This window comes from Methylorubrum subtropicum, from assembly GCF_038442325.1.
Lineage (GTDB): Bacteria > Pseudomonadota > Alphaproteobacteria > Rhizobiales > Beijerinckiaceae > Methylobacterium > Methylobacterium subtropicum.
Window position 1 is genome coordinate 1 of record NZ_JBBXMW010000025.1, and the last position, 25961, is coordinate 25961.

A 25961-nucleotide genomic window follows, 5' to 3' on the forward strand; every position below is an offset into this window, starting at 1 on the left:
GCGGTCTGCTGCGCGAGCGGGCCGGCCGCCTCGATGTCGCGACCGGCCGTCTTGCCTGCGTCGCCTGCCTCATGGCCGCCAACGCCCTCAACAATCCCGCATAAGATCGCGATCTCAAACAGGCTCTCAGGATGAGGGGGAGGGTGATAAGAAGCGCCGCGTCGGACCGCGCGTCAGTTCCGCCTCGCGATGACGGCGCGGGCTGTCAGGGCCTCAGCCCGGAAAGAACACCAGCCCCAGCGCGACGAGGCCGGCCATGCTGCCCGCGGTCGCCCAGAACAGCGGCATGACGAAGGAGCGCTCGCCGTGCGGGTCCATCGCGGCCCGCACCGAGGGCGCGGCGCGGTAGCGGCGGGCCTCGCGCACCTCCTGCGGGGTCGGCGGCGCGCCGCCGGCCTCCTCGCAGGTGCCGAGCGGGGCCGCGCCGATATCGCCGTGCGGAGCCTTGTCGCCGGTACGGCCGGCATCGATGTCGGCCTTCAGCTGCGCGACGTTCGGCGCCGCGTCGTCCGGGGCGAGCCCGAAATCGAGGTTCGCCGGCGGCGGCGGCGTCTCGGATCGAAGCGGAAGCATCGCGCCGGCCCTTACTGCGGCTTGGGTGCCGGCGCCGGGTTCGGCGAGACGGCGGTGTGGCGGGCCGCGTCCTGACTCAGGCTCGCGTAGTCCTTGGGCGCATTCGCCCCCTGCCACGTCACGAGCCCGACCAGCGCCACCGCCAGCACGGCGAGGCTCGCGAGCAGGACGACGAGCACGGGCCGGCCCCGCTGGCCCTGGCGCGCCGCATCGGTCGGAAGCTTGTCCGGCGTCATGATCTGACCTCGTGGTTAGCAAGAACTCGGCAGCCAACGCCCGCCCCTCGCCATGGTTCTACACTGCGACAATTCGTCAAAACGCGAAATATTTCTCCCAATTCTGCCTTTCCGAAGTGCTGTCCCTGCGACAATTATGGACGAAACTTCACATCGGCGCGAGACGCGACATTCTTGGCCTGGACGCTCCCGGCTCCGGCCCGATCTCCCGTCGCAACACGGGCGGCGCCGGAAGCGTGATTTCCGGCCGCGACCGCCTTCGAAGACAGCAGAAGGACAGGATTTTCGCGATGCGGACGATTGAGACGCTCTTCATGGTGTTCGCGGCGGGCGTGATGGTGGCCGGGCTCGGCATCGTCGCGCTGTTCATGGGCACCGGCCCGACCACCAACCAGATCCGGTCCATCGACGGACCGACCGAGCCGGTCACCCAGGTCAGCCGCCGACCGTGAGCCCGAGCGCATGACCGAGCGCCGCCCGCCCCCGGATGCGGCCGACCTGACCGTCTATTACGACGGCGGCTGCCCGCTCTGCCGCGCCGAGATCGGCCATTACCGCAAGAGCCGCGGCGCCGAACGCCTCGCCTTCGTCGACGTGTCGGGGGAGGGCGCCGCGCTCGGCCCGGACCTCGACCGGGCGTCCGCGCTCCGCCGCTTCCATGTGCGCGGGCGCGACCAAAAACTCACCGACGGCGCCGCCGCCTTCGCCCGCCTCTGGCTCGCCCTGCCGGGCTGGCGCTGGCTCGGGCGCCTCCTGTCGCTGCGCGTGTTCGGCCGCCGCCTGCTCCTCGTCCCGGCGGAAGCCGCCTACCGCCTGTCGCTCCCATTGCGACCGTTCCTCGCGCGGACCTTAAGGCGGCTGCGACTGATCTGAGCCGCCCGTCTCTCCACCCCATCCCCCTCATCCTGAGGTGCCGCGAAGCGGCCTCGAAGGAGGGCTCCAGCGGATCGCGCGGCTGGCTGGAGCCCTCCTTCGAGGCTTCGCCTTCGGCTACGCAACTCAGGATGAGGGGATGGGGGTAATGAGGGGGTTTGGTCGAGGCGTTCAGCCGTCGAGCCGCTGCCCCAGCCGCCCCGCCAGATCCTGAATAAACTGGAACGCCGTGCGGCCCGAGCGCGAGCCCCGCGTGGTGGACCATTCCAGCGCCTCGGCGCGCAGCCGCTCCGGCTCGACCTTGAGGCCGTGGCGCTGCACGTAGGCGGAAATCATCGCCAGATACTCGCCCTGGCTGCATTTGTGGAAGCCGAGCCAGAGGCCGAAGCGGTCGGAGAGCGAGACCTTCTCCTCCACCGCCTCGCCGGGATTGATCGCGGTGGAGCGCTCGTTCTCGACCATCTCGCGGGCGAGCAGATGGCGCCGGTTGGAGGTGGCGTAGAACAGGATGTTCTCGGGCCGGCCCTCGATGCCGCCGTCGAGCGCGGTCTTGAGCGACTTGTAGGAGGTGTCGTCGGCATCGAACGACAGGTCGTCGCAGAACACCAGCCAGCGGTGGGGATCGTCGCGGAGCAGGCTCATCAGCTCGGGCAGCGCCTCGATGTCCTCGCGGTGGATCTCCACGAGCTTCATCGGCAGCGCATCCGAAGCCCGGCGGGCGTTGATCTCGGCATGCGCCGCCTTGACCAGCGACGACTTGCCCATGCCGCGGGCGCCCCACAGCAGCGCGTTGTTGGCCGGCAACCGCTTCGCGAAGCGCTCGGTGTTCTCCACCAGGGTGTCGCGGGCGCGGTCGATGCCGGTGAGCAGACCGATCTCGACGCGATTGACCTTCGGGACCGGGATCAGCCGGCGCTCGGGCCCCCAGACGAAGGCGTCGGCGGCGTTCGTGTCCACCTTCGGGACGGAAGCGGGCGCGGCGCGCTCCAGGGCGGCGGCGATCCGCTCCAACAGCGGCAACAGGTCGGCGGGCGTCGGCGCAGCGGCCATGGCGTGTCCGGTTCTCGAAGGGGGGCACCTGCCCCGTATCACGCGGCTGTGTAGGCGCTTCCTGCGGAAATGGGGAGGCGCGGCGGGGCGTATGCGGGTTTCTGGCTAGGCCGTCATTCCGGGGCGCCGTAGGCGAACCCGGACCCGAAGGGGCGCGCCGGAGGCGTGCAATCCACGACTGGCCGCGACGGTGCGAAGGGCCGCGCATCTCGGGTGGATTCAGGGTTCCGCTGCGCGGCCCCGGAATGACGGCGGGAGCGGATGAGACGGGGCCAATCGCGACGACCGGCCGCGAAACTCCGGTCGGACGCCGCGTGCCGTTGCTTTCGAATCGCCCGTGGCTATAGTCCGCGCGCTTTTCGACAGGCCCGTCGTCTCGCATGGCCCGCGGCTCCCGTAGCCCACGGGCCCGTCCCCGTTTCAGGAGTTCGACCGCGTGATCACCCCCGCCTTCGCGCAAGCAACTGGAGCCGCGAGCGGCGCGGATGTCGCGTTGCAGTTCGTCCCCTTCGTCCTGATCTTCGTGATCATGTACTTCCTGATCCTGCGCCCGCAGCAGCGCCGGCTCAAGGATCACCAGAGCATGGTCAAGAACCTGCGCCGCGAGGACACCGTCGTGACGACCGGCGGCCTCGTCGGCCGGGTGACGAAGGTGGTCGACGATTCCAACGAGATCGAGGTCGAGATCGCCCCGAATGTCCGCGTGCGGGTGGTGCGCACCATGGTCTCCGAGGTCCGCGTCAAGGGCGCGCCCGTCAAGGCGTCCTGAAGCACCGCTTGAGCGCGTCGGGCCAAGGGCCCGGCGCCAATGACGAAAAAGTCGGAACGGGCGGATGCTGCGCTTCTCGAAATCCAAGATCTTCGCGACCCTGGCGATCATCCTGATCGGCCTGAGCCTCGCGGTTCCGAGCTTCTTCTCGAAGGAGCAGCGCGAGGGCTTCGTCAAGGCGCTGCCGGCCTCGATCCAGTGGATGGTGCCGACGCGGGCGATCGTGCTCGGCCTCGACCTCCAGGGCGGTTCGCAGCTCCTGCTGGAGGTCGATCAGAACGACCTCGTCGGCGGCATGGTGAAGGGCCTGCGTGACGACGTGCGCCGCGTGCTCCAGCAGGAGGGCGTGCGGGCCGAGGGCGGCATCCAGACGCTGAAGCGCGGCGTGCAGGTGCGCGTGCCGGACGCGGCGGGCCGGGCCAAGGTGCTGCCGAAGCTGCGCGAACTGGCCCAGCCGATCCAGAACGCGCTGGTCGGCCCCGGCGGCGGCAGCACCCTCGACATCGCCGAGCAGCCCGACGGGCTGATCCAGCTCTCCTTCACCGATGCCGGCCTCACCGAGCGCACCCGCCGCGCCGTGACCCAGGGCATCGAGGTCATCCGCCGCCGCCTCGACTCCACCGGCACGCTGGAGCCCTCGATCCAGCAGCAGGGCGCCGACCGCATCCTGATCCAGGTGCCGGGCGAGCAGGATCCGAGCCGCCTAGAGGCGCTGCTCGGCTCCACCGCCAAGCTCGAATTCCGCATGCTCGCCGACTCGCCGTCCGGCGACGTCGATCTCCTGCCCAACAAGGACGAGGGCGGCGCCAAGGTGCCGGTGGAGCGGCGGGTGATGGCCGACGGCAGCGAGCTGACCGACGCCCAGCCGGCCTTCGACACGCAGACCCACGAGCCGATGGTGAGCTTCAAGTTCAACCTGAAGGGCGCCCAGAAATTCGGTCAGGCGACCTCGGAGAACGTCGGGCGCCGCATGGCGATCGTGCTCGACGGCGTGGTCCAGTCGGCCCCCGTGATCCGCTCGGCCATCACCGGCGGCTCGGGCCAGATCACCGGCAACTTTACCGTCCAGCAGGCCAACGACCTCTCGGTGCTGCTGCGCGCGGGCGCCCTGCCGGCCAAGTTCACCGTGGTCGAGCGCCGCGTCGTCGGCCCCGGCCTCGGCCGCGACTCGATCGAGGCCGGCACGCGGGCGACCATCGTCGCCGCGGTGCTGGTCGTGATCTTCATGTTCGCGACCTACGGCGTGTTCGGCTTCATCGCCAACATCGCGCTCTTCGTGCACGTCGGCCTCATCCTCGGCCTGATGTCGGTCTTGGAGGCGACGATGACGCTGCCCGGCATCGCCGGCATCGTGCTCACCATCGGCACCGCAGTCGATTCCAACGTGCTGATCTACGAGCGCATGCGCGAGGAGGCCCGCTCCGGCCGCTCGCTGGTCTCGGCGCTCCAGGCCGGCTTCGACCGGGCCTTCGCCACCATCGTCGACTCGAACTCGACCATGGCGATCGCCGCCATCATCCTGTTCTTCATGGGCTCCGGCCCGGTGAAGGGGTTCGCCGTGGTGTTCATCCTCGGCATCCTCACCACGGTCATCACGGCGGTGACGCTGACCCGCATGATGATCGCGCTGTGGTACAACACCTTCCGGCCGAAAGCCCTGCCGTTCTGATCGCTCCCGGCCTGCCGCGCGGCAGGCCGCCTCGCCCGTATGACGGAAGGCGCCGCGCCGCCTTCAGGCTCCGAGACCGACCATGCGCCTGCTTCGCCTCTGGCCCGATGAATCGCATTTCGACTTCATGCGGTTCCGGCGGTTCACCTTCCCGCTCTCGGCGCTCATCTCCGTGGCGACCGTGGTGCTGTTCCTCACCGTGGGGCTGAACTACGGCATCGACTTCAAGGGCGGCACCCTCGTCGAGCTGCAGGTCAAGCCCGGCCAGAAGGCGAACGTCGCCGAGATCCGCGAGACCGCCAACGGCTTCGGCTTCGGCGAGACCGAGGTGCAGGAGCTCGGCGGCGAGGGGCAGGTGCTGGTGCGCTTCCCCCTCCAGGCCGGCGAGCAGGGCCAGACCGTGGTGATGCAGAAGGCGCACGCCGCCTTCGACGCGCATTACGACTTCCGCCGCACCGAGACGGTGGGCCCCCGCGTCTCGGGCGAGCTGGTCCAGTCCGGCACCGTCGGCGTCGTGCTCTCGGTGCTGGCCGTGCTGCTCTACCTGTGGTTCCGCTTCGAACGTGAACTCGCGCTCGGCGCCATCGTCGGCACCCTGCACGACATCGTGCTCACGGTCGGCGTGTTCATCGTCACGGGCATCGAGTTCAACATGACCTCGATCGCCGCGATCCTGACCATCGTCGGCTACTCGCTCAACGAGACCGTGGTGGTGTTCGACCGCACCCGCGAGCTGATGCGCCGCTACAAGACCATTCCGGTGGTCGATCTCCTCAACCTGTCGATCAACTCCACCATGTCGCGCACGGTGATGACGTCGATGTCGACGATCCTGTCGCTCGTCGCGCTGGTGCTATTCGGCGGCGAGGCGATCAAGGGTTTTGCCGTGGTGATGCTGGCGGGCGTGGCGATCTGCACCTACTCGGCGATCTTCGTCTCGACGCCGTCGCTGATCTATATCGGTCTCACCCTTTCGGGCGCGAAGTCGGGCCAGCGCGAGTCCGGGCTGGCGCGGCCGCAGGCGGCGGAGTGAGCGGACGGTGAGCGACGCCCCGCGCCCCGGCGGCTTCCTGCCCGGCCGCCACGGCATCGACGCCTACGGCAACGGCGGTTTCCGCTTCGGCGATATGTCGCACCGGGGCTCGATCCTGATGCTGCCGTCCGGCGTCCACGCCTGGGAAGTGGAGCGGGCGGACGCCATCACCACGGCGAGCCTCGCAGCGGTGCTGGCCGAGCGGGAGGGAATCGAACTCCTGCTGGTGGGCACTGGCGCCGACATCGTGTTCCTGCCCGATCCTCTCCGGCAGCGCCTGAAGGCCGCGGGCATCGGCCTCGACGCGATGCAGACGGGGGCGGCGGCGCGCACGTACAACATCCTGGCCGCGGAGAACCGCAAGGTCGCGGCCGCGCTCATCGCCGTGCCGTAGTGCCGCCCGCGGGAGAACCGGCCGCGCTCGCGCGTTCACGAGGCACGCCGCTTGCGGCCGCTCCCGAACCACCCGACGCCGCATGAGCCCCGCTCCATGACGCCGCGCCCCGACGAGACCCGCACCGCGCCGAGCCCTCAGCCTGAGAGCGGCGGCGGCCTCGCCTTCGCCTTTCGCCATTGCGAGGAGCTGGTGCGCGAGGGCGACCCCGACCGCTACTTCGCCACCCTGTTCGCCCCGGCGGCCTTCCGGCCGCACCTGTTCGCGCTCTCGGCCTTCAGCCTCACGGTGGCCCGCGTGCGCGAGGCCGCGGGCAACCCGATGGCCGGCGAGATCCGCCTGCAATGGTGGCGCGACGCGCTCCAGGGCGAGGCGCGGGGCGACGTGCGGGCTAACCCCGTCGCGGCGGCGCTGGAGGACGCCATCGTCGCCCGCCGCCTCGGGCGTCAGCCCTTCGTCGATCTGATCGATGCCCGGGTGTTCGACCTCTACGACGACCCGATGCCGCGGGTGAACGATCTGGAGGGCTATTGCGGCGAGACCGCCGCTTCGCTGATGCGCCTCTCCGCCCTGGTGCTCGCCGACGGGGCCGAGCCCGGCGGCGCGGCGGCCGCGGGTCACGCGGGCGTGGCCTACGGCATCACCGGGCTGCTGCGGGCGCTGCCCTGGCACGCCCGCCAGGGGCAGGTCTACCTGCCCGGCGACCTCCTGCGGAAGAACGGCGTCACCCGCGAGGACGTGGTGTCGGGCCGCGGCGGCCCCGGCCTCGTGCGGACCTGCGCCGAACTGCGCGCGCTCGCCCGCCAGCACCTCGCCTCCTACGAGGCGGCGCGGAGCACCATCGCGCCCGCCGCGCGCGCCGCCTTCCTGCCCGCGGCGCTGGTCGAGCCCTACCTCGCCGCGATGGAGCGGCCGGGCTACGACCCGCTCAACACGTCGGTCGAGATCGCCCGCTGGCGCAAGATCTGGCGGCTGTGGCGGGCGGCGCGGCGCGCGTAATTTGAGTTCGATAACGAACCAGACTCCGAAATCATCCCGACGCCCGGCGACGATTGGCGAAAATTTACGGTCCGTTCATCCAGCCGCCCAATTATCATAGGATAATCGGGGGCTTAAGCCGTGAACGTCCGGATCAAACACACGCTCATCGGATTGGTGGGCGGCCTCTCCCTGGCGATCCTGGGGCAGGGGACCCTGAGTCTCACCCAGTTGCGGGCCGTCAACGCCAACGCGGTCGATCTGTCGGACAACTGGCTGCCGAGCGTGCGCGAACTCGGCGAACTCAAGTACCGGATCACCCGCCTGCGGCTGGTCGATGCCCGCTTCGTCACCGCGACCGAGCCGCACGCCGAACTGGTCAAGACCGGCGACGGGCGCCTCGCCGAGACCGAGGCGACGGCCACGCGCTACGTCCCGCTGATCGCGAGCGAGGAGGAGCGGGACGCCTGGACCACCTTCCGCAAGAACTGGAGCGACTATCTCACTGTGCGCAGCCAGCTCCAGGCGGCCTCGCTCGCGGGCGACCGGGGCCGGATGGTCGAACTGTTCGCGGCCTCGCGCACGAGCTTCGAGAGCGCGGTGAAGACCCTCGACCGGGGCACGGCCATCAACATCGAGGGCGGCGACCGCGCCCGGACGGCGGCGGCGGCCACCTACGACACCGCGATCGGGCTGACGGCGCTCCTCGGCGGCCTCGCCCTCGCCATCGGGCTCGCCGGCCTCGCCTTTGTGGTGCTCGGCCTCACCCGCCCGCTCGACCGCCTGATCGCGCGGATGCGGGCGCTGGCCGCGGGCGACGCGCAAGCCGCGGTGCCGTTCACCCGCCTCACCAACGAGATCGGGGCGATCGCGGGCGCGGTCGAGGCCTCGCGCGACAACATCCTGCGGACCCGCCAGTTGGAGGAGGACACCCGCCTCGCCCGTGCGAGCGCGGAGGAGCAGCGCAAGGCCGGCATGCGCCAGATGGCCGACGGGTTCGAGCGGGCGGTGGGCAGCATCGTCGGGACGGTGTCGTCGTCGGCGAGCGAACTGCAGGCGACGGCCCAGCAGATGACCGCGAGCGCGGCGCAGACCGCCGCGCGCTCCGGCTCCGTCGCGGCCTCGGCCGAGGAGGCCGCGACCAACGTCAACACCGTGGCGGCGGCGGCCGAGGAACTCGGCTCCTCGGTGCACGAGATCGGCCGGCAGGTCGGCAACTCGGCCGCGCTCGCCCAGACCGCCGTCGCCGAGGCCGACCGGACCGCGGCGCTGGTGCAGGCGCTCAAGCTCAGCTCGGCCAAGATCGGCGACATGGTCGGCCTGATCTCCAACATCGCCGCGCAGACCAACCTCCTGGCCCTCAACGCGACCATCGAGGCGGCCCGCGCCGGCGAGGCGGGGAGGGGCTTCGCCGTCGTCGCCTCCGAGGTGAAGGAGCTGGCCAGCCAGACGGCCAAGGCCACCGACGAGATCTCCGGCCAGATCGGCGCGATCCAGGGGGCGACCGATCAGGCGGTGATCGCCATCGGGGCGATCTCGGGCCGCATCCGCGAGATCGACACCATGAGCACCGGCATCGCGGCGGCGGTGGAGGAGCAGGGCGCCGCGACCCAGGAGATCGTGCGCAACGTGGCCCAGGCGGCGAGCGGGGCGAGCGCCGTCACGGGCAGCATCGTCGAGGTGGCCGAAGCCTCCGAGCAGACGGGCGCGGCGGCGACCCACGTGCTGTCGGCCTCCGCCGCCCTGTCGCGGCAATCCGAGCATCTCAGCGCCGAGGTCGCGAGCTTCCTCGCCCGCGTCCGCGCCGCCTGATCAGAGCCGCCGCCGGCCCGTGAAAAAATCCTTGTCGGTCAGGGCGGCGGCGATCACCGCCGCGAGCCCCGCATGGACGCCGATCGCGGCGAGCCCCGGATGGGCCAGCGACAGCATCAGCAGCCCGCCGCCGAGCGAGAGCGGCGGGCCGGCCACATAGGCAATCCCGCGCCACCCCTCCGCCGGCCGGGCGAGCCGCCACCACGACAGGCCCAGGGCGCAGGCCGCGAAGGCGAGCTTGAGGGCCGCCATGAACTGAAGCACGCGGGCGAGATCGGCCTCGACGGCACTCTTGGCCGTGGGATCGTAGGTCGCCAGCACGGCCCCGGCGGCGAGGAAGGCCGCGGCGAGGAGGAGGGTTCGGGGCCCGACGCGTCGGCGTGAGGCCGTGCCTGAAACCCCGATTGCCGGAACGTGCATCGCCATGACCGCCCGCCTCCTGATTGCGGGGCGATCCTACGCCGCGGATCGGGGGCTGTCGAATGTTCGAGGCGAGGACCGAGAGCCCGTGCCCAACCCCCACCGCCGTCATTCCGGGGCTCGCCGCAGGCGAGAACCCGGAATCCACGACTGGCCGCGACGCTTCTTTCAGCATCGCATCACGGGTGGATTCCGGGTTCCGCTTCGCGGCCCCGGAATGACGACGGTGCTTCTTCAGAACCGCGCCGTCAGAAACAACCGCAAATTCCGCCCCGGCAGCAGAATCTCGTCCTTCTTGAACGAGGCCGAGTTGCGGATGCGGTCGTCGAGCAGGTTGCGGCCCTGTAAGCCCAGCGTGATCTCGCTCGCCCCGTACACCGCCGGATCGAGCGGCTTCGTATAGCTGATCTCGGCGCGCAGATCGTCCCAGCCCGGCGTCGGCGTCTCGATCGGGGCGGTCTCGGTGTGGGCGAAGGCGTGGAGCAGGAAGACGCGGGCGTACCAGCCGTCGGCCCGCAGATAGGCGCCGCCGCCGACCCGGTGGGGCGGGATGCGCGGCACGAAGCTGCCGTTGTCGAACTGCGCGCGGACGAAATCGTACTGCGCGTCGAGCCCGATGAAGCCGTTGCCGACCGGGATCAGGTCGAGCTGGGCGCCGATCTCGGCGCCGTAGAACTGCGCGTTGGCCTGGGTGTAGACGATCTGGCGCAGTTCGTCCTCGGCGCCGCAGGTCGAGAACTCGTCGCCGCAGAACGTGCCGGTCTCGCGCTTGTAGATGAAGCCGGTGTAGCGGGTGACGTAGCCGGTGGCGTCGAGGCGGAGCGGCCCGACCGCGCGGCGGATGCCGAGTTCGAGGGTGCGGGCGCGCTCCAGCTTCAGGTTCGGGGCGCCGATCTCGAAGGTCTCGGTCGCCTCGTGGGGCCCGCGCGAATAGAGTTCGAGCACGGAGGGGCTACGCTCGACGTAAGATGCCGTCAGGCTGCCGACGAAGTCGCCCGGCAGGTCCTGCAGCACGCCGAAGCTCGCGCTCTTGGGGGCGAAGCGGCGGCGGCGGTCGAATTCCAGCGGATCGACCGGGCCGGGCAGGAAGTCGCCGGGGAAGTTCGTCGCGGTGCCGGTCGCCCGGCTGCCCTCAATGCGGCCCGCCGCCTGGAAGCGGGTGCCCGACGGCAGCGCCAGTTCCTCGAACACGTAGAGGGCGTTGGCCCGCGCGTCGGTCGGCGCGATGAGGCCGCCCGCCTCGCCCGAGGTGCCGAGCACCCGCCGGTCCGACTGGACGCCGACCGCGCCGGTGAGCACGCCGAACGACAGGTCCACCGGCACGTGCTGCGCCTCGACCCGGCCCTCGACCTCGCGGCTCTTGAAGGTCGAGCCGATGGCGCGAAGCCCATCGTCCTCCAGCCCGCTCTCGTTGTGCTTGTAGACCGAGCCGCCGGCCCAGAAGCGGATCACCGCGAAGGGCCCTTCGAGCGGCCGGTACTCGCCGCGGGCCAGCACCCGGTCCTGCACCGGGTCGAGCAGCACGCGCCGCTCCGCCGAGCCGCCGCCGGGGATGCCGTAGAGCGCGTCGTAATGGCTGTAGGAGATGCCCACAAAACCGCGGTCGCCGATCACCGAGATGCCGACCGCGCCGCCCTGCGACCGGTATTGCGAGTTCGTCTGGATGCCGGCGGGCGTGTTGTAGCTGTCGCCCTGGCTGCGGAAGCCGTCGGCGTGGACGGCGATGCCGTCGCCGCCCGCATCCACGCTGGCCGCGGTGTTGTAGCCGTTGTCGACGCTGGAATAGCCCGTCGTCACCCGGCCGGCGACGCCGCCGACGGGGATGAAGGTCGGCACCCGGTTGTTCTCGGCGGCCACCACGCCGCCGATCGCCTGGCTGCCGTAGCGGAGCGCGGCGGGGCCGCGCACCACCTCGATCCGGTCGGTGGCGATCGGGTTGATCGGCACCGCATGGTCCTCGGACAGCTCCGAGACGTCGCCGATGCCGACGCCGTTCTCCTGGATGCGCACGCGGGTGTTGTCGAGGCCGCGGATGATCGGGCGCGAGGCGGCGCCCGGCGCGAAGGTCGATGCCGACAGGCCGGGCTTGTCGAACAGGGCGTCACCGAGCTGCGTCGGCTGCGAACGCTCGATCTCGGAGCGCGTCACCACCGTCACCGACGAGAACGAATCGGTCACCACCGGCAGCACGCCGGTCGGAATCCGCAGCGGCCCCTGCGGCGAGGCGCCGGCCACGGGCTTGGCCGCCGGCTGGACCGGGCTCGCGGCGACGCTCAGCTCCTCCAGCGTCGTCGATTGTTGCGCGAAGGCCGGCACTGCCCCGCCGGACAGGATCGTCCCGGCCAGCAGCATGCCCCGCCCCGTCCGCCTCGCCGCCGACCGCATCACGCCTCGCTCAACACGTTATAATGTTTCATCGCGCGGATGTGACACTGTTACAAGCGCGAAGGAGCCCCGGTAACGCGCGGGCGGACAAGCGTTGCCGTAAAGCCGCACTCCCGCCCCGCGTGCGGGCGCGCACGGGGCGCATGAAGGTGAGCCGGCCAAAGGCCGCAGGCGGCCCCGCGCCGCTTGAACCGCGGCCGGCCCGCGGCAACATGCGACGGACATGACCGCTGCCCTTCTCGCGAGCCTGCGCCTCGCCAGCCTCACCCTCCTCCTCGTCCTCGTGCTGGCCTTCCTGCTGCCGCTCGCGACCCATGCCCTGTGGTGGAACGCCAAGGGCGGGCGGGCCGAGAGCTGGTCCTCGGCCGACTGGTCGAGCGCGGGCCTGCTGCCGCCGCCTTCCGCCGCGCCGGAGGCGATGGTGCGGGTCTACGCCGCCCGCGTCGGGCGCTGGCGGGGTATTTTTGCCCATCACAGCTGGGTGGTGACGAAGGAGGCGGGGGCGTCGCGCTACACCCGTTACGACGTGGTCGGCTGGGGCCCACCGGTGCGGACCGACGCCTACGCCCCGGATGGGCGCTGGTTCGGCAACGACCCGGAGCCGGTGCTGGCCCTCGACGGGGCGGCGGCGGCGCGCGCGATCCCGGCGATCCGCGCCGCGGTGGCCGACTACCCGCACCGCAGCCTCGGCTCGTACCGGGCGTGGCCGGGGCCGAACTCGAACACCTTCGCGGCCCACGTCGTCGCGGCGATTCCCGACAACGACGTGCCGCTGCCGCCGACCGCGCTCGGCAAGGACTGGACCCCGCCGGGCCGTTTCCTGGAAGTCACCCCGAGCCACACGGGCCTGCGCCTGTCGCTCCAGGGCTATGCCGGACTGACGATCGGCTGGGTCGACGGCTTCGAGATCAACCTCTTGGGCGCGGTCGCCGGCCTCGACTGGCGCCGCCCGGCGCTGAAGCTGCCGGGCTGGGGGCGGATCGCCCTGATCCCGGGTGGGAGCGACACCGCCCGTCCAGAGCCGGCCCGCCGGCCCGACCCGGTCTCCGGCTAACGGGTTCCCAAAGGGGTCACCCCTTTGGCGGGCGTCGGGCAGAGCCCGACGAGGGGCTTGCCGTGACCGCTATCGTGCGGAAAAGCGGGCCCATGCCCGACCTCACGATCCGCCCCGCCGAGCCCACCGACCACGACGCGATCTGGGCGATCCTCGAACCCATCCTGCGGGCCGGCGAGGCCTTCGCGCTGCCCCGCGACTGGGACCGGGCGCAGGCGCTGGCCTACTGGTTCGCGCCCGGCCACCACGTCCACGTCGCGCTAGACGGGGAGGCGGTGGTCGGCTCCTACTACATCCGCGCCAACCAGCTCGGCGCGGGCGACCACGTCGCCAACGGCGCCTACGCGACGCATGCCCAAGCGACCGGCCGGGGCGTCGCACGGGCCATGGGGCTGCACTCGTTCGCGACCGCGCGAAGCCTCGGCTTCACGATGATGCAGTTCAACATCGTGGTGGCGACCAACACCCGCGCGGTGGCGCTCTGGACCGGCCTCGGCATGCGCGAGATCGGCCGCCTGCCGGGCGTGTTTCGCCATCCCGCCCACGGGCCGGTCGATGCCCTGGTGATGCACCGGGTGCTGTAGGCGTCAGGCCGCGCCGCGCAGTTCCAGATAGCGGCAGGCGAGCCCGACGAGGCGGGGGACCGCGTGACTCTTGGCGTAATAGGCAACCATGCGCCGCGACACGCCGAGTTGGACGGCGGCGGCATCGTAGGTCAGGCCGTTGCGCTCCAAGAAGGCGGCGAAGTCGAGATTGGTCATCGTCTCCTCGGCCAGCTCTTCGAGGCTGTCCGCGCCGATGTCGAGATCGGGATGGCCCGGCCAGACGATCGAGACGCCGCCCTCGCCGAGCCGCATTGCGGCGAACAGGGCCGCGTCCTCCCGCAGCGGGCGAAACACCTTGAAGGTGAGGAGGATCGGGGCGAGGTCGATCACGTCGCGCCGGCCGGCGCGGGCGCCCTCGGCCCAGGTGAGCGCCACGCCGTAAGGCTCCTCCGCGGGCTCGACCGCGGCGAGGCGCGGCAGGGGATCGCCGACCGCGATTAGGTCAGTCGCGCTCATTGAGACGCCTCCACTCGGCCATCAACTCGTCCGTTCGCCCGCCGGCCCAAGCCACCACCTCGGCCAGGGCCCGCCGTGTGATCGTGCCCCGCATGACCCGCAGATCCCGAATCCCGACGAGGGCATGGAAATCCGCTCCGACGACGTGGAAATGCGGCGGGGCATGATCGCGCGAGCGCAACTCGACACGGAAGCCATCGAAGGATGCGTAGGTCGGCACGTCGAGCGATCCGGGATGTCCCGACTATGGTGCAACCATTGCACCTGCACAAGACACGAAAGCGCCGCCGGCTCCCTGACACGTCCCGCCCGATCCGCACCGTTCGAGGCTTCGCCGTATTGAATCCGCTCCGCTTGCGGACATCATAGTCCCACGCGGTCGCGAACCGGCCGCTTGGGGATGACGGCCTTGAGCTTCCTGATCTGCCTCGCGGCGCTCTTCTTCCTGATGGGGATCGCCTATCGCGGCTTCTCGGTGATCCTGTTCGCGCCGGTCGCCGCCATGGGGGCGGTGCTGCTGACCGATCCGGCCGCGGTGCCGACTTTGTTCTCCGGCCTGTTCATGGAGAAGCTGGTCGGCTTCCTGAAGCTGTACTTTCCCGTGTTCCTGCTCGGCGCCGTGTTCGGCAAGCTCGTGGAGATTTCCGGGTTCGCCCGCTCCATCGTCGGCGCGGTGACGGGGCTGCTCGGGGAGGGCAGGGCGATCGTCGCCATCGTGCTGGTCGGCGCGATCCTGACCTATGGCGGCGTGTCGCTGTTCGTGGCGGTGTTCGCGGTCTATCCCTTCGCCGCCGAGCTGTTTCGGCGCTCGAACATCCCCAAGCGCCTGATCCCCGGCACGATCGCCCTCGGCGCCTTCACCTTCACCATGGACACGCTGCCGGGCACGCCGCAGATCCAGAACATCATCCCGGCCTCGTTCTTCAAGACCGACGCCTACGCCGCCCCGGTCCTCGGCATCCTCGGCGCGCTCTTCGTGTTCGGGCTCGGGATCACCTATCTCGAATGGCGCCGCCGCCGGGCGGGCGACGAGGGCTACGGCGAGGGTCATTCCAACGAGCCGCAGGCGGTGGAGGACCGGGTCGTCATCCACCCGCTGGTGGCGATCCTGCCGCTCCTCATCGTCGGAATCGGCAACAAGCTCCTGCTCGGCTGGATCACGGCGGCCTACGGCGAGACCGCGAGCGCGGCCCTCACCCCCGAGATGGCCGCCCACCCGGTCACCGTGCCGGTCAAGGCGGTGGCGGCGATCTGGGCGGTGGAGGGCGCGCTGCTGCTCGGCATCCTCGCCACCGTCATCCTCGGGTATCGCAACCTCGCGCCCCGCTTCGTCGAGGGCTCGAAGGCGGCGGTGGCCGGCTCGCTCTTGGCCGGCATGAACACCGCCACCGAATACGGCTTCGGCGCGGTGATCGCCGCGCTGCCCGGCTTCAAGACGATCTCGGACGCGCTCTCGGCGATCCCGAACCCGCTGATCAACGAGGCGGTGACGGTCAACGTGCTGGCCGGCGTCACCGGCTCGGCCTCGGGCGGGCTGTCGATCGCGCTGGGCGCGCTGTCCGGCCGCTTCGTCGAGGCGGCGCAATCCGCCGGCATCCCGCTGGAGGTGATGCACCGCGTCGCCTCCATGGCGAGCGGCGGCATGGACACGCTGCCCCACAACGGCGCCGTCATCACGCTTCTGGCCGTCACCGGCCTCACCCACCGCCAGTCCTACGGCGACATTTTCGCGATCACCGTCATCAAGACGCTGGCCGTCTTCTTCGTGATCGGGGTCTACTACCTGACCGGCTTGGTGTGAGCGCTGGCACCGCCCTTGCTCATCCGGCCGGAACGAGGGGGCAGAGCCGATGACCACCACCACAGCCGCCGCTTTGCCGGCGACGCGCACGCCGCTGCACAAGTCGCTGTTCGCGCAGGTGATCGCGGGGCTGCTCGCCGGCATCCTGCTCGGGCTCGTGGCGCCGGACTTCGCCAAGAGCCTGAAGGTGTTGAGCGACGCCTTCCTCAAGCTGATCTCGATGATCGTCGCGCCGATCGTGTTCTGCGTCGTCGTCCACGGCATCGCGGGCGCGGGCGACCTCAAGAAGGTCGGGCGGGTGGGCGTGAAGGCGCTGATCTATTTCGAGGTGATGACCACGGTCGCGCTCGTGCTCGGCCTCGTGCTGGCCTGGGTCGCCGGGCCCGGCCACGGCATGAACATCGATGTCGCGAGCCTCGACGCCAAGGCGCTGGGCCAGCACGCCGACAACGCGCAGAAGCTTCAGGGCGGGGGCATCTCGGCCTTCCTGCTCGACGTGATCCCCAAGACCGTGTTCGATGCGCTCGCCCGCAACGATGTGCTGCAGGTGCTGTTCTTCGCCGTCCTGTTCGGGGCGAGCCTGTCGCTCGTCGGCGGCGAGAAGGGGCGGGCGGTCTCCGATATGATCGACGCGCTCAGCGTCGTGCTGTTCAAGGCGATGGGCCTGATCGTGCGGGTGGCCCCGCTCGGCGTGATGGGCGCCGTCGCCTACACCGTCGGGCGCTACGGCATCGGCTCGCTGACGCAGCTCCTGTCGCTGGTCGCCCTGTTCTACGCCGCGGTCGCCGTGTTCGTGTTCGGGGTGCTCGGCGCGGTGATGCGGCTGTCGGGCCTCAGCCTGTGGAAGTTCCTGCGCTACCTCAAGGCCGAACTCACCATCGTGCTCGGCACCGCCTCGTCGGATGCGGTGCTGCCGCAGATCATGCGCAAGCTGGTGCATCTCGGCGTGAAGGATTCCACCGTCGGCCTCGTGGTGCCGACGGGCTACTCGTTCAACCTCGATGCCTTCTCGATCTACCTGACGCTCGCCGTCGTCTTCATCGCCCAGGCGACCAACACGCCGCTGTCGTTCGGTGACCTGATGCTGGTGCTCGGCGTCTCGCTGGTCACCTCCAAGGGTGCGCACGGCGTGCCGGGCTCGGCCATCGTGATCCTGGCCGCGACCCTCAACGCGGTGCCGGCGATTCCCGCGATCGGCCTCGTGCTGGTGCTCTCGGTCGATTGGTTCATCGGCATGGCCCGGGCGCTCGGCAACCTCATCGGCAATTGTGTCGCCACCGTCGTGGTCGCCGCCTGGGAGGGCGACCTCGATCGGGAGCGGGCGCGCCGGGTGCTGGACGGGGAGGCGGTGGACGTGACGGCGGGGTAGGGCGGGCTCACCTCGCGCGGAGCCTGTTTGACCGGCTCATCCCACCCAATTCCCTCATCGTGAGGTGCTGAGCGTCAGCTCAGCCTCGAAGGAGGGCTCCGGTGTATCGCGCGATCCGCTGGAGCCCTCCTTCGAGGCCGCTGACGCGGCACCTCAGGATGAGGGTGAGGATGGGATGGCGCAGAGTCGAACCGGCTCTCGGAGCGCCCCCTTCAGCCCGCACTTCCCGCCTTCTGCCGCCGGGTCGGGTGGGTCATCGCTTCGAGTTCGAGCAGCTGGTCGAGCTGGGCCCGCGTGAGCAGCCCCTCTTCCAGCACGAGGTCGGCGACCGGGCGGTTCTCCTTGAGGGCGCGACGGGCCACGGGGGAACTCGCCTCGTAGCCGAGCGTCGGCGCCAGCGCCGTGACGAGGCCGACCGAGCCCTCGACGCAGCATCGTCTTTTTCCGAAAGCCGGAAACCACCTTTCGGGACGATGCTCCGGTGCGGAGTCCGGAGGAGAGCAGGCGCAGATCGTGGCAGATCTTCGAGAGCTTGACCGCGACGCGCTTGAGCGTGCCGGAGTCCTTGTTTGGGCGCTGTCGCTACGGATGCCTGTCACGGGGCGTGATTCGAGCGGACGCGGTTCGAGCGGGGTGTCTGAATGCGGCACACCCTTCGATCGCCTCCGGCCGATCACGGCGCATGCCGTGCAGCCTCCGCGCCCCGCCCGAAGTTGGGCTTGCCCGACTTCGGACTTTGCTGGCTGACCTCGGACAAGCCCGGGATCAGTCGGGGAGGGGGCTTCGGCGACCCTGTCGTCGCCGAAGCGAGAGGGCAGCCGAAGGTGAGGGGGCGATTTTGAAAGAGCCTCATCCGTCGAGGCCCCCTCACCGCCGCTGCGGCTTCGCCTCCGCTTCCTTCATGGACGACGAGGTCCATGAAGGCCTCTCCCCGCGTGCGAGGAGAGGGGAATGCGGCGGATCAACCGAGAACGGGCCTTACGGCGCGATCTCGTTGCCCGTGTAGTCGATGTTCCCCGAAGCACCCTTCTTCCACTCGTAGATCACGTAGTCGGGCCGGGTGATGTCGCCCTTCTTGTCGTAGCCGATCTCGCCGAGCACCGTCGGGGTCGGCTTGCCCTGGTGCAGGTAGGCGGCGAGCTTCTCGCCTTCGGTCGAGCCGGTGGCCTCGATGGCCTTCGCCAGAATCTGCACCGCGGCGTAGGCGTAGAGGGTGTAGCCCTCGGGCTCGATGTTCTTCGCCTTGAAGGCCGCCACCACGTCCTTGGCCGCGGGCTTGTTGCGGGGGTCCGGCGGGAAGGTGGTGAGCGTGCCTTCCGCCGCGGGGCCGGCGATGGCGACCAGTTCCTTGTCGACCATGCCGTCGCCGCCCATCAGCGGCGCCTTGAGGCCCTGGTCGCGCATCTGGCGGATGATCAGGCCGGCCTCGGTGTAGTAGCCGCCGAAATAGAGCAGATCGATGCCGTTCTGCTTCAGCTTCGACACCAGCGCCGAATAGTCCTTCTCGCCCGGGTTGATGCCCTCGACCATGGTCTCCTTGCCGCCCTTGGCCTTGTAAGCCTTGAGGGTCTCGTCGACGAGGCCCTTGCCGTAGGGGGTCTTGTCGTGGACGAAGGCGATCTTCTTGCCCTTCAGCGTCACCGCGAGGTACTCGCCGGCGAGCGCCCCCTGCTGGTCGTCGCGGCCGCAGGTGCGGAAGGTGTTCCACATGCCGCGCTCGGTGAACTTCACGTTGGTCGAGCCGGGGCTGATCTGGATGATGCCGGCGTCGAGATAGACGTCGGAGGCCGGGATCGAGACGCCCGAGTTGAAGTGGCCGACCACCATCTTCACCCCTTCCGAGGCGAACTTGTTGGCGACCGACACGCCCTGCTTGGGGTCGGAGGCGTCGTCGCCGCTGGAGAGCTCGAACTTCTGGCCCTTCACGCCGCCGGCCCTGTTGATGTCCTCGACCGCCTGGACGACGCCGTTTCGCACCTGCGCCCCGAAGGCGGCGCTGTTGCCGGTGAGCGGGCTGCCGACCCCGATCTTGATCTGGGCCTGCGCGGCGCCGCTCAGGCCGAGGCCGAGCACGAGGCCGGCCAGGAGTGTGAATCGCTTCATGGTGTCCCCCCGAAAATCGACAATCACGGCCGCCCCGCCTCCGGGCGTTCGCGCCACGTGAACGGCCCGGTGCGGGCGTAGAGCCAGCGGTACTGCGTCGTCATCTGCCGCGTCCGCGTCATGCGGAAGGCCACCGAGCCGATGGCGAGCACCACCAGCGCGTCGATGGCGAAGTAATGAACCGACAGCAGCGTCCCCGAGAACAGCGCGAAGTGGATGAAGCGCACCGCCGCCGCCACGCCGAGCAGCGCCGGCAGGCAGGCCAGATAGGGCCGCCAGCCCCGCGCCACGGCGCGGGCCGCCATCCAGCCGGCCCAGCCGCCCATCGCCACGGTGACGAGGAGGAAGGGCAGGATCGACTCCGACTCGTGCAGAACGCCCTGCATCACGCCTGGACCCCCTCCCCGGCTTTCGCCGCCGGGGCGTGGCCGCCCTCAAGATAGGCGGCCTTGATCGAGGGATCGTCAAGCAATGCGCGGGCCGGGCCGCTCAAGGTGATGCGGCCGTTGACCAGCACGGAGCCGCGATGCGCGAGCTTCAGGGCGTGATAGGCGTTCTGCTCGACGAGGAAGATCGTCATCCCCTCCTCGCGGTTCAGCGCCGAGATCGCGGAAAAAATCTGCTTCACCACCAGCGGCGCGAGGCCGAGCGAGGGTTCGTCGAGCATCAGCAGGCGCGGCCGGCTCATCAGGGCGCGGCCGATGGCGAGCATCTGCTGCTCGCCGCCCGACATCGTGCCGGCGCGCTGGCTCAGGCGCTCCTTGAGTCGGGGGAACAGGGTGCAGACTTTTTCCAGGTCCTGCGCGAAGTAGCGGCCGCCGTGCAGCGCGGCGCCCATCTGCAGGTTCTCCTGCACGCTCATGCGGGGAAACACCCGCCGCCCTTCCGGCGACTGGGCGAGGCCGAGACGGGCGATGGCGTGGGTGGGGCGGGCAGTGATGTCCTCGCCCGCGAAGGCAATCGTGCCGGAGCGGGCGCGCGGCGCCCCGAACACCGTCATCATCAGGGTCGATTTGCCGGCCCCGTTGGCGCCGATCAGGGTGACGATCTCGCCCTCGTTCACGTCGAGATCGACGCCGCGGAGCGCGGCGACGCTGCCGTAATAGGCCGAGACGTTGCGGAGGCTCAGGAGCGGGGCGCTCACGCGCGCGCCTCCTCGGCCACGGGGATCGTCAGCCCGACCTCGGCATCGACCTGGGCCACCTCCTCGTCCTCGACGCCGAGATAGGCGGCGATGACCTTGGGGTCCTCGCGGATCTCCCGCGGCGGGCCGTCGGCGATCTTCTTTCCGTAATCCAGCACGACGACGTGGTCGGAGATCTCCATCACCACCGCCATGTCGTGCTCGATCAGCAGCACGGAGGTCGCGTGCTCGTCGCGGATGTGACGCAGGAGCCGGGCGAGGTCGGCCGATTCCCGCGGGTTGAGGCCCGCCGCCGGCTCGTCGAGGCAGAGGAGTTCGGGGCCGGTGCACATGGCCCGCGCGATCTCCAGCCGGCGCTGGTCGCCGTAGGGCAGGTCGCCCGCCGGATCGTCGGCGCGGCGGAGCAGATCGATCCGCTCCAGCCACGCGCTCGCCTTGGCCACCGCCGCGGCTTCCGCCCGGCGGTAGCCCGGCAGGCCGAGGAGCCCGAGCAGGGTGTAGCCCGAGGCGCGCATCAGGGGGGCGTGCTGGGCCACCATCAGGTTCTCCAGAACGGTCATGCCGGAGAACAGGCGGATGTTCTGGAACGTGCGCGCGACCCGCGCCCTGCGGTTCACCGCGTGGTTCGGCAACCGCTCCAGGAGGTGGCTGGCGCCGTCGGCGTGGCGGAGCGTCAGCATGCCCTCGCTCGGCCGGTAGAAGCCGGTGATGCAGTTGAACACGGTGGTCTTGCCGGCCCCGTTCGGGCCGATCAGCGCGGTGATGTCGCCGCGGCGCGCCTTGAACGAGAGGTCATCCACGGCGGTGAGGCCGCCGAAGCGCATGGTGAGGTGATCGACGGTGAGGACGGCTTGCGGGTCGTCGGGGCGGCGCGTGGCCATCAGCCGTGGCCCTCGCGCACGAGGTCCTTGCCGATCGCCTTGCGTCGGCCCAGCGCGACGGTCGGCATCCGGTCCGAGATGAGGCCGCGGGGGCGCCAGATCATCATCGCCACCATGGCGAGGCCGAACAGCAGCAGGCGGAACTCGTTGGGGTCGAAGCCCTCGCCGAACACGGCCTTGAGGAAGCCGAGGTTGCGCAGGAGTTCCGGCCCGCCGACCATGGCGACGGCGGCGACCGCGACGCCGAGCTGGCTGCCCATGCCGCCGAGCACGACGATCGCCAGGATGATCGCGCTCTCGAGGAAGTTGAAGCTCTCGGGGCTGACGAAGCCCTGGCGCACGGCGAAGAACGAGCCGGCGAAGCCCCCGAACATGGCACCCAGCGCGAAAGCGGTGAGCTTGGTCTTGGTGGTGTCGATGCCGAGCGAGCGGCAGGCGATCTCGTCCTCGCGCAGGGCCTCCCAGGCGCGGCCGATGGGGAGACGGCGCAGGCGCAAGGTGACGAGGCTGGTGATCAGCGCGAGCGCCAGGATCAGGTAGTAGAGGAACACGATCCGGTGCATCGGATCGAAGGGCAGGCCGAACAGGGCGGAGAAGCCATCGGGCCCGGCCTTGAACGGCACCCCGAAGAAGGTCGCGCGGGGGATCGAGGAGATGCCCGCCGAGCCGCCGGTCACGTCGGTCCAGTTGATCAGGACGAGGCGGATGATCTCGCCGAAGGCGAGCGTGACGATGGCGAGGTAGTCGCCCCGCAGGCGCAGGACGGGGAAGCCCAGCATCACCCCCCACAGGCCGGCAAACAGCCCGGCGAGCGGCAGGCAGACCCAGAACGACAGGCCGAACACCGTCGAGAGCAGGGCGTAGGAATAGGCCCCGACCGCGTAGAAGGCGACGTAGCCGAGGTCGAGCAGGCCGGCGAGCCCGACGACGATGTTGAGCCCCCAGCCGAGCATCACGTAGGTGAGGATCAGGATGCCGAGATCGATCCAGTAGCGCGCGGGCGACAGGCCGCCGCTGGCGAGCGCCGCGATCAGCGGCAGGAACAGGGCAAAGCCCACGAAGAGCGGCAGGCCGAGGCGCGACAGGCGCTGCCCGGCGTTGGGTTCGGCGCCGACCGGCTCTGTGGCCTGATGCGGCGAAGGGGTGAGCGCGACGCGCGCGGCGCGGCGCTCCAGCACGAGGCGCTGCACCAGCCGGACAGTGAAGACCGCGGCGACGAGCCCCGCGACGAGGCCCCAGCGGGGCGTCAGCGCGAGCCCGTCGGAGCCGAGATCGGTGCGGTGGCTGACGATCGGGATGCAGAGGCCGAGCGCCACCAGGGCGAACAGGCCGGCATCCTTGAGAATCGCGGCGGGCGGCGAGGCGGTGGCGGCCATCAGACCTTCTCGACCTCGGCCCGGCCGAGCAGGCCCGAGGGCATGAAGATCAGGACGATGGCGAGGATCGAGAAGGCGGCCACGTCCTTGTACTCGATGGAGAAGTAGGCCGACCAGAAGGTCTCGATCAGGCCGATGATCAACCCGCCGATCACGGCGCCGGGCAGCGAGCCGATGCCGCCGAGCACGGCCGCGGTGAACGCCTTCACGCCGGGCACGAAGCCGTCGGAGAACGAGACCACGCCGTAATAGAGCAGGTAGAGCAGCCCTGCGACCGCCGCGAGCACCGCGCCGAGCACGAAGGTGAGGGAGATGGTGCGATCCACGTCGATCCCGAGCAGGGCCGCCATCTTCCGGTCCTGCTCGCAGGCGCGCTGCGCCCGGCCGAACGGCGTGCGCTGGACGAGGTACCAGAAGCCCAGCAGCAGCACGCTGGTCACCGCCATGATCAGGATCTGCTTGTAGGAGAGCGTCACGGCGTAGCCGTCGCGCTCGAACAGGGTCAGCCCGCCGTCGAGCAGCGAGGGCAGCGCCTTGTTGCGCGCGCCTTGGGCCACCTGCACGAAGTTCGACAGGAAGATCGACACGCCGATGGCCGAGATCAGCGGCGCCAGCCGGAACGAGCCGCGCAAGGGGCGGTAGGCGATGCGCTCGACGGAAAAACCCCAAAGCGCGGTCAGCGCCATGGTGATGACGAGCACCGCGAGGAAGGCGAGCGCCACCGAGGAGATGCCGAGCGCGGTGAGCACGAGGAAGCTGATCAGCGCGATGAAGGTCGAGACCATGAAGACGTCGCCGTGGGCGAAGTTCACCATGCCGATGATGCCGAACACCATCGTGTAGCCGATGGCGATCAGGCCGTAGATCGAGCCCAGCGTCAGGCCGTTGATGAGCTGCTGTACGAACACGTCCATGCGGCGGCGGTCTCGGGTCTCTCGTGACGGTGGCGCCCGGCGCGTCGCCGGAAGGTGCGTCCCGGCGACAGCCGGACCCCGCGCAGGGCGCGAGCGTAGCCGCCGGAATCGCCTACGGGAAGGGCCGTCCTGCGGCTTCCGCGCGTCGGCGCCTGACCATCGTCGCGGCAAATGCTGACAAAGGCGGCAAAAGATATCCCGCGTCGGGCCTCCGTTAAGGGATCGAGAACTCCGCAGCGGCCCATCGTGCTGAATCATCAGGCAGATCAGGAGACCGCGACATGGCCCGGCTTTCATCGATCCGTGGGAAGCTCGGCGCCGGTTTCGCGCTGATGGTCGCCCTGGTGGCGGGGCTCGGGGCGCTCTCCCTGTGGGAGATGCGGCAGATCCATGCCGCGGCGGAGGATCTGCGCGCGCAGCGCCTGCCCGCGACGCAGCGGCTCGGCAAGATTCAGGTCCTAGTGCTGCGCCAGCGGGTCAACGGCGGGCGCCTCATCTCCGCGGACACGCCCAAGCTGCGCGCCGAGGTCGCCGCGACGGTCGCCAAGCGCGACGGCGAACTCGCCGCGTTGCGGGAGGAACACCTGAAGCAGCCCGCCACGGCTGAGGTCGCCGCCCTGTTCGCGGCCTTCGAAACGCAGTGGCAGGCCTATACCGGCCTCCAGGCCGAGATCGCCGCCAAGGCTCAGGACGGCGACCTCGCCGGGGCGCAGCGCGTCTACAACACCACCATGTCCACCGGCATCAGCGCGGTGCTGAGCGAATTGCAGAAGCTCGTCGAACTCAACGAGGCCGAGGCGCGGCTGAGCGGCGAGGCTGCGCAGGCGGCCTACGCGCAGGCCTTCGTGCTCACGGCGTTGTTCGTCGGCCTCGCGAGCCTCGCGGCGATCGCGGCCGCCATCGGGCTCGGGCTGCATGTCGGGCGCCCGCTGCGTGCCATGACGGCGACGATGGGGCGGCTGGCCGCGGGCGACGCCACCGTGGCGATCCCAGCTGTCGGCCGCCGCGACGAGATCGGCGCCATGGCGGCGGCGGTGCAGGTGTTCAAGGACAACCTGATCCGCACCCGCGCGCTGGAGGAGGAGACCGCGCTTGCCCGCGCCGAGGCCGAGGTGCAGCGTCGCGCCGCGACGCGGGCCATGGCCGACGGTTTCGAACGGGCGGTCGGCGGGCTGATCGGCGGCGTCGCCTCCGCGGCGGCCCAGCTCCAGGCGACCGCGCAGGGCATGGCCGGCACCGCCGACCAGACCGCCCGCCGCTCGCTCGCGGTCGCCGCCGCCGCCGAGGAGGCCGGGACCAACGTCACCACCGTGGCGGCAGCGGCCGAGGAACTCGGCTCGACGGTGGGCGAGATCGGCCGTCAGGTCGACGGCTCGGCCGCGCTCGCACAGGCCGCCGTGGGCGAAGCCGGCCGCAGCGCCGCCCTGGTGAAGGAGCTGAGCGGCGAGGTCGCCCGCGTCGGCGACATCGTCACGATGATCTCGGCCATCGCCGGCCAGACCAATCTGCTCGCGCTCAACGCCACGATCGAGGCGGCCCGCGCCGGGGAGGCGGGCCGCGGCTTCGCGGTGGTCGCGGCGGAGGTGAAGGAACTGGCGAACCAGACCGCGCGGGCCACCGGCGAGATCACCGACCAGATCGGCCGCATCCAGGCCTCGACCGGTCAGGCGGTCTCGTCCATCGACGGCATCGCGGGCCGCATCCGCGAGATCAGCGGCATGGCGACCGGCATCGCCGCGGCGGTGGAGGAGCAGGGCGCGGCGACCCAGGAGATCGCCCGCAACGTCGCCCAGGCCGCCCTCGGCACGGCGGAAGTCACCGGCAACGTCGCGGGCGTCGCGGGCGCGGCGGAGGAGACGGGGGCGGCCGCCGCCCAGGTGCTGGCCTGCGCCACCGAGCTGTCGCGCCAATCCGAGCGGCTCGGCAGCGAGGTCGATCGCTTCCTGGCGGGCGTGCGCGCGGCCTGATTCTTTTTTAGGGGGCCGACCGCCCTCCCAGGCTTTCTGCGGACGTTCGGAGAGGGCGCGCACAACTCGGCTTGCGCGTGGCCTCCATCCTGCTTCACT

At 70.4% G+C, this 25961-nt stretch carries 26 protein-coding genes and 1 pseudogene; 13 read left to right on the forward strand and 14 right to left on the reverse strand.

Annotation, left to right across the window (positions count from 1 at the left end; translation table 11 throughout):
* Positions 1–213 precede the first annotated feature (213 nt).
* Together AAHG03_RS23655 and AAHG03_RS23660 are read right to left on the reverse strand one after the other, a co-directional pair.
* Entirely contained in the window at positions 214–573 is a 360-nt protein-coding gene (locus AAHG03_RS23655; protein ID WP_342153668.1) for a hypothetical protein, read from the reverse strand.
* 11 nt (positions 574–584) lie between these two features.
* Positions 585–809: a hypothetical protein gene (locus tag AAHG03_RS23660; protein ID WP_342153670.1), complete on the reverse strand. Its 225-nt coding sequence runs from the start codon at positions 807–809 to the stop codon at positions 585–587.
* Between the two features lie 11 nt (positions 810–820).
* Here AAHG03_RS23660 and AAHG03_RS23665 point away from each other — a divergent pair, with 11 nt between their 5' ends.
* Both AAHG03_RS23665 and AAHG03_RS23670 read left to right on the forward strand, forming a co-directional pair.
* Positions 821–1261, forward strand: coding sequence for a hypothetical protein (locus tag AAHG03_RS23665; RefSeq protein ID WP_342153672.1), 441 nt, complete (start codon positions 821–823; stop codon positions 1259–1261).
* A 10-nt stretch (positions 1262–1271) separates the two neighbouring features.
* Positions 1272–1682, forward strand: a complete 411-nt coding sequence (locus AAHG03_RS23670; RefSeq protein ID WP_342153674.1) for a thiol-disulfide oxidoreductase DCC family protein — start codon at positions 1272–1274, stop codon at positions 1680–1682.
* A 171-nt stretch (positions 1683–1853) separates the two neighbouring features.
* Here AAHG03_RS23670 and AAHG03_RS23675 read toward each other — a convergent pair whose 3' ends face one another.
* Entirely contained in the window at positions 1854–2732 is an 879-nt protein-coding gene (locus tag AAHG03_RS23675) for an ATP-binding protein (protein ID WP_342153676.1), read from the reverse strand.
* Between the two features lie 436 nt (positions 2733–3168).
* Between AAHG03_RS23675 and yajC the strand changes: the two genes are divergently transcribed.
* From yajC to AAHG03_RS23705, 6 genes are all read left to right on the forward strand, one after another.
* Positions 3169–3501, forward strand: a complete 333-nt coding sequence (yajC, locus tag AAHG03_RS23680) for a preprotein translocase subunit YajC (RefSeq protein ID WP_342153678.1) — start codon at positions 3169–3171, stop codon at positions 3499–3501.
* 64 nt (positions 3502–3565) lie between these two features.
* Complete coding sequence (gene secD / locus AAHG03_RS23685) at positions 3566–5170, forward strand: protein translocase subunit SecD (RefSeq protein ID WP_342153680.1); 1605 nt, start codon at positions 3566–3568, stop codon at positions 5168–5170.
* An 82-nt stretch (positions 5171–5252) separates the two neighbouring features.
* A complete protein-coding gene (secF, locus tag AAHG03_RS23690; protein WP_342153682.1) occupies positions 5253–6203 on the forward strand; it encodes a protein translocase subunit SecF in 951 nt (316 codons plus the stop codon).
* A 7-nt stretch (positions 6204–6210) separates the two neighbouring features.
* Entirely contained in the window at positions 6211–6597 is a 387-nt protein-coding gene (locus tag AAHG03_RS23695; protein WP_342153685.1) for an Mth938-like domain-containing protein, read from the forward strand.
* Between the two features lie 96 nt (positions 6598–6693).
* Positions 6694–7596, forward strand: coding sequence for a phytoene/squalene synthase family protein (locus AAHG03_RS23700; RefSeq protein WP_342153687.1), 903 nt, complete (start codon positions 6694–6696; stop codon positions 7594–7596).
* Between the two features lie 120 nt (positions 7597–7716).
* Positions 7717–9387 (forward strand): HAMP domain-containing methyl-accepting chemotaxis protein, encoded by a 1671-nt coding sequence (locus AAHG03_RS23705; protein WP_342153689.1) that lies wholly within the window; start codon positions 7717–7719, stop codon positions 9385–9387.
* Here AAHG03_RS23705 and AAHG03_RS23710 read toward each other — a convergent pair whose 3' ends face one another.
* Together AAHG03_RS23710 and AAHG03_RS23715 are read right to left on the reverse strand one after the other, a co-directional pair.
* On the reverse strand, positions 9388–9813 hold the full coding sequence (locus AAHG03_RS23710) for a hypothetical protein (protein ID WP_342153691.1): 426 nt from the start codon (positions 9811–9813) through the stop codon (positions 9388–9390).
* A gap of 228 nt (positions 9814–10041) precedes the next feature.
* Positions 10042–12159: a TonB-dependent receptor gene (locus AAHG03_RS23715; protein ID WP_342153693.1), complete on the reverse strand. Its 2118-nt coding sequence runs from the start codon at positions 12157–12159 to the stop codon at positions 10042–10044.
* Between the two features lie 256 nt (positions 12160–12415).
* Between AAHG03_RS23715 and AAHG03_RS23720 the strand changes: the two genes are divergently transcribed.
* Both AAHG03_RS23720 and AAHG03_RS23725 read left to right on the forward strand, forming a co-directional pair.
* Positions 12416–13246: a DUF3750 domain-containing protein gene (locus AAHG03_RS23720; RefSeq protein ID WP_342153694.1), complete on the forward strand. Its 831-nt coding sequence runs from the start codon at positions 12416–12418 to the stop codon at positions 13244–13246.
* A gap of 92 nt (positions 13247–13338) precedes the next feature.
* A complete protein-coding gene (locus tag AAHG03_RS23725; protein ID WP_342153697.1) occupies positions 13339–13830 on the forward strand; it encodes a GNAT family N-acetyltransferase in 492 nt (163 codons plus the stop codon).
* A gap of 3 nt (positions 13831–13833) precedes the next feature.
* Here the strand turns inward: AAHG03_RS23725 and AAHG03_RS23730 are convergent, their stop codons facing one another.
* Together AAHG03_RS23730 and AAHG03_RS23735 are read right to left on the reverse strand one after the other, a co-directional pair.
* Positions 13834–14307, reverse strand: a complete 474-nt coding sequence (locus AAHG03_RS23730) for a hypothetical protein (protein ID WP_342153699.1) — start codon at positions 14305–14307, stop codon at positions 13834–13836.
* Positions 14294–14527 (reverse strand): DUF4160 domain-containing protein, encoded by a 234-nt coding sequence (locus AAHG03_RS23735; protein WP_342153701.1) that lies wholly within the window; start codon positions 14525–14527, stop codon positions 14294–14296. The genes AAHG03_RS23730 and AAHG03_RS23735 overlap by 14 nt, the downstream gene beginning before the upstream one ends.
* Positions 14528–14716: 189 nt before the next feature.
* Between AAHG03_RS23735 and AAHG03_RS23740 the strand changes: the two genes are divergently transcribed.
* A complete protein-coding gene (locus tag AAHG03_RS23740) occupies positions 14717–16108 on the forward strand; it encodes a GntP family permease (protein ID WP_342153703.1) in 1392 nt (463 codons plus the stop codon).
* A gap of 49 nt (positions 16109–16157) precedes the next feature.
* Positions 16158–17477 (forward strand): dicarboxylate/amino acid:cation symporter, encoded by a 1320-nt coding sequence (locus AAHG03_RS23745; protein WP_342153705.1) that lies wholly within the window; start codon positions 16158–16160, stop codon positions 17475–17477.
* Between the two features lie 212 nt (positions 17478–17689).
* On the opposite strand, the pseudogene AAHG03_RS23750 reads toward AAHG03_RS23745, so the two are convergent.
* From AAHG03_RS23750 to AAHG03_RS23780, 7 genes and pseudogenes are all read right to left on the reverse strand, one after another.
* Positions 17690–18038: pseudogene (locus tag AAHG03_RS23750) on the reverse strand (hypothetical protein); the annotation flags it as partial.
* 417 nt (positions 18039–18455) lie between these two features.
* Positions 18456–19580 (reverse strand): branched-chain amino acid ABC transporter substrate-binding protein, encoded by a 1125-nt coding sequence (locus AAHG03_RS23755; protein WP_342153707.1) that lies wholly within the window; start codon positions 19578–19580, stop codon positions 18456–18458.
* A gap of 23 nt (positions 19581–19603) precedes the next feature.
* Positions 19604–19966, reverse strand: a complete 363-nt coding sequence (locus AAHG03_RS23760) for a DUF6867 family protein (RefSeq protein ID WP_342153709.1) — start codon at positions 19964–19966, stop codon at positions 19604–19606.
* Positions 19966–20724, reverse strand: coding sequence for an ABC transporter ATP-binding protein (locus tag AAHG03_RS23765; protein ID WP_342153711.1), 759 nt, complete (start codon positions 20722–20724; stop codon positions 19966–19968). Before AAHG03_RS23765 ends, AAHG03_RS23760 begins: the two co-directional genes overlap by 1 nt.
* A complete protein-coding gene (locus tag AAHG03_RS23770) occupies positions 20721–21605 on the reverse strand; it encodes an ABC transporter ATP-binding protein (RefSeq protein ID WP_342153713.1) in 885 nt (294 codons plus the stop codon). Before AAHG03_RS23770 ends, AAHG03_RS23765 begins: the two co-directional genes overlap by 4 nt.
* The gene (gene livM / locus AAHG03_RS23775) at positions 21605–22981 is read right to left on the reverse strand and encodes a high-affinity branched-chain amino acid ABC transporter permease LivM (protein ID WP_342153715.1); all 1377 of its coding nucleotides are present in this window, start codon (positions 22979–22981) and stop codon (positions 21605–21607) included. The genes AAHG03_RS23770 and livM overlap by 1 nt, the downstream gene beginning before the upstream one ends.
* The gene (locus tag AAHG03_RS23780) at positions 22981–23895 is read right to left on the reverse strand and encodes an ABC transporter permease subunit (protein ID WP_342153717.1); all 915 of its coding nucleotides are present in this window, start codon (positions 23893–23895) and stop codon (positions 22981–22983) included. Before AAHG03_RS23780 ends, livM begins: the two co-directional genes overlap by 1 nt.
* 281 nt (positions 23896–24176) lie before the next feature.
* Here AAHG03_RS23780 and AAHG03_RS23785 point away from each other — a divergent pair, with 281 nt between their 5' ends.
* Positions 24177–25862 (forward strand): methyl-accepting chemotaxis protein, encoded by a 1686-nt coding sequence (locus AAHG03_RS23785; RefSeq protein WP_342153719.1) that lies wholly within the window; start codon positions 24177–24179, stop codon positions 25860–25862.
* The last annotated feature ends 99 nt before the right edge of the window (positions 25863–25961 follow it).

What these genes read in the sequence shown, in the direction of transcription:
- AAHG03_RS23655 (WP_342153668.1), bottom strand. Translation starts at nt 573, where the DNA reads ATGCTTCCGCTTCGATCCGAGACGCCGCCGCCGCCGGCGAACCTCGAT.
- AAHG03_RS23660 (WP_342153670.1), bottom strand. Translation starts at nt 809, where the DNA reads ATGACGCCGGACAAGCTTCCGACCGATGCGGCGCGCCAGGGCCAGCGG.
- AAHG03_RS23670 (WP_342153674.1), top strand. Translation starts at nt 1,272, where the DNA reads ATGACCGAGCGCCGCCCGCCCCCGGATGCGGCCGACCTGACCGTCTAT.
- AAHG03_RS23675 (WP_342153676.1), bottom strand. Translation starts at nt 2,732, where the DNA reads ATGGCCGCTGCGCCGACGCCCGCCGACCTGTTGCCGCTGTTGGAGCGG.
- secD (WP_342153680.1), top strand. Translation starts at nt 3,566, where the DNA reads ATGCTGCGCTTCTCGAAATCCAAGATCTTCGCGACCCTGGCGATCATC.
- secF (WP_342153682.1), top strand. Translation starts at nt 5,253, where the DNA reads ATGCGCCTGCTTCGCCTCTGGCCCGATGAATCGCATTTCGACTTCATG.
- AAHG03_RS23700 (WP_342153687.1), top strand. Translation starts at nt 6,694, where the DNA reads ATGACGCCGCGCCCCGACGAGACCCGCACCGCGCCGAGCCCTCAGCCT.
- AAHG03_RS23710 (WP_342153691.1), bottom strand. Translation starts at nt 9,813, where the DNA reads ATGGCGATGCACGTTCCGGCAATCGGGGTTTCAGGCACGGCCTCACGC.
- AAHG03_RS23715 (WP_342153693.1), bottom strand. Translation starts at nt 12,159, where the DNA reads ATGCTGCTGGCCGGGACGATCCTGTCCGGCGGGGCAGTGCCGGCCTTC.
- AAHG03_RS23720 (WP_342153694.1), top strand. Translation starts at nt 12,416, where the DNA reads ATGACCGCTGCCCTTCTCGCGAGCCTGCGCCTCGCCAGCCTCACCCTC.
- AAHG03_RS23725 (WP_342153697.1), top strand. Translation starts at nt 13,339, where the DNA reads ATGCCCGACCTCACGATCCGCCCCGCCGAGCCCACCGACCACGACGCG.
- AAHG03_RS23730 (WP_342153699.1), bottom strand. Translation starts at nt 14,307, where the DNA reads ATGAGCGCGACTGACCTAATCGCGGTCGGCGATCCCCTGCCGCGCCTC.
- AAHG03_RS23745 (WP_342153705.1), top strand. Translation starts at nt 16,158, where the DNA reads ATGACCACCACCACAGCCGCCGCTTTGCCGGCGACGCGCACGCCGCTG.
- AAHG03_RS23755 (WP_342153707.1), bottom strand. Translation starts at nt 19,580, where the DNA reads ATGAAGCGATTCACACTCCTGGCCGGCCTCGTGCTCGGCCTCGGCCTG.
- AAHG03_RS23760 (WP_342153709.1), bottom strand. Translation starts at nt 19,966, where the DNA reads ATGCAGGGCGTTCTGCACGAGTCGGAGTCGATCCTGCCCTTCCTCCTC.
- AAHG03_RS23770 (WP_342153713.1), bottom strand. Translation starts at nt 21,605, where the DNA reads ATGGCCACGCGCCGCCCCGACGACCCGCAAGCCGTCCTCACCGTCGAT.
- livM (WP_342153715.1), bottom strand. Translation starts at nt 22,981, where the DNA reads ATGGCCGCCACCGCCTCGCCGCCCGCCGCGATTCTCAAGGATGCCGGC.
- AAHG03_RS23780 (WP_342153717.1), bottom strand. Translation starts at nt 23,895, where the DNA reads ATGGACGTGTTCGTACAGCAGCTCATCAACGGCCTGACGCTGGGCTCG.
- AAHG03_RS23785 (WP_342153719.1), top strand. Translation starts at nt 24,177, where the DNA reads ATGGCCCGGCTTTCATCGATCCGTGGGAAGCTCGGCGCCGGTTTCGCG.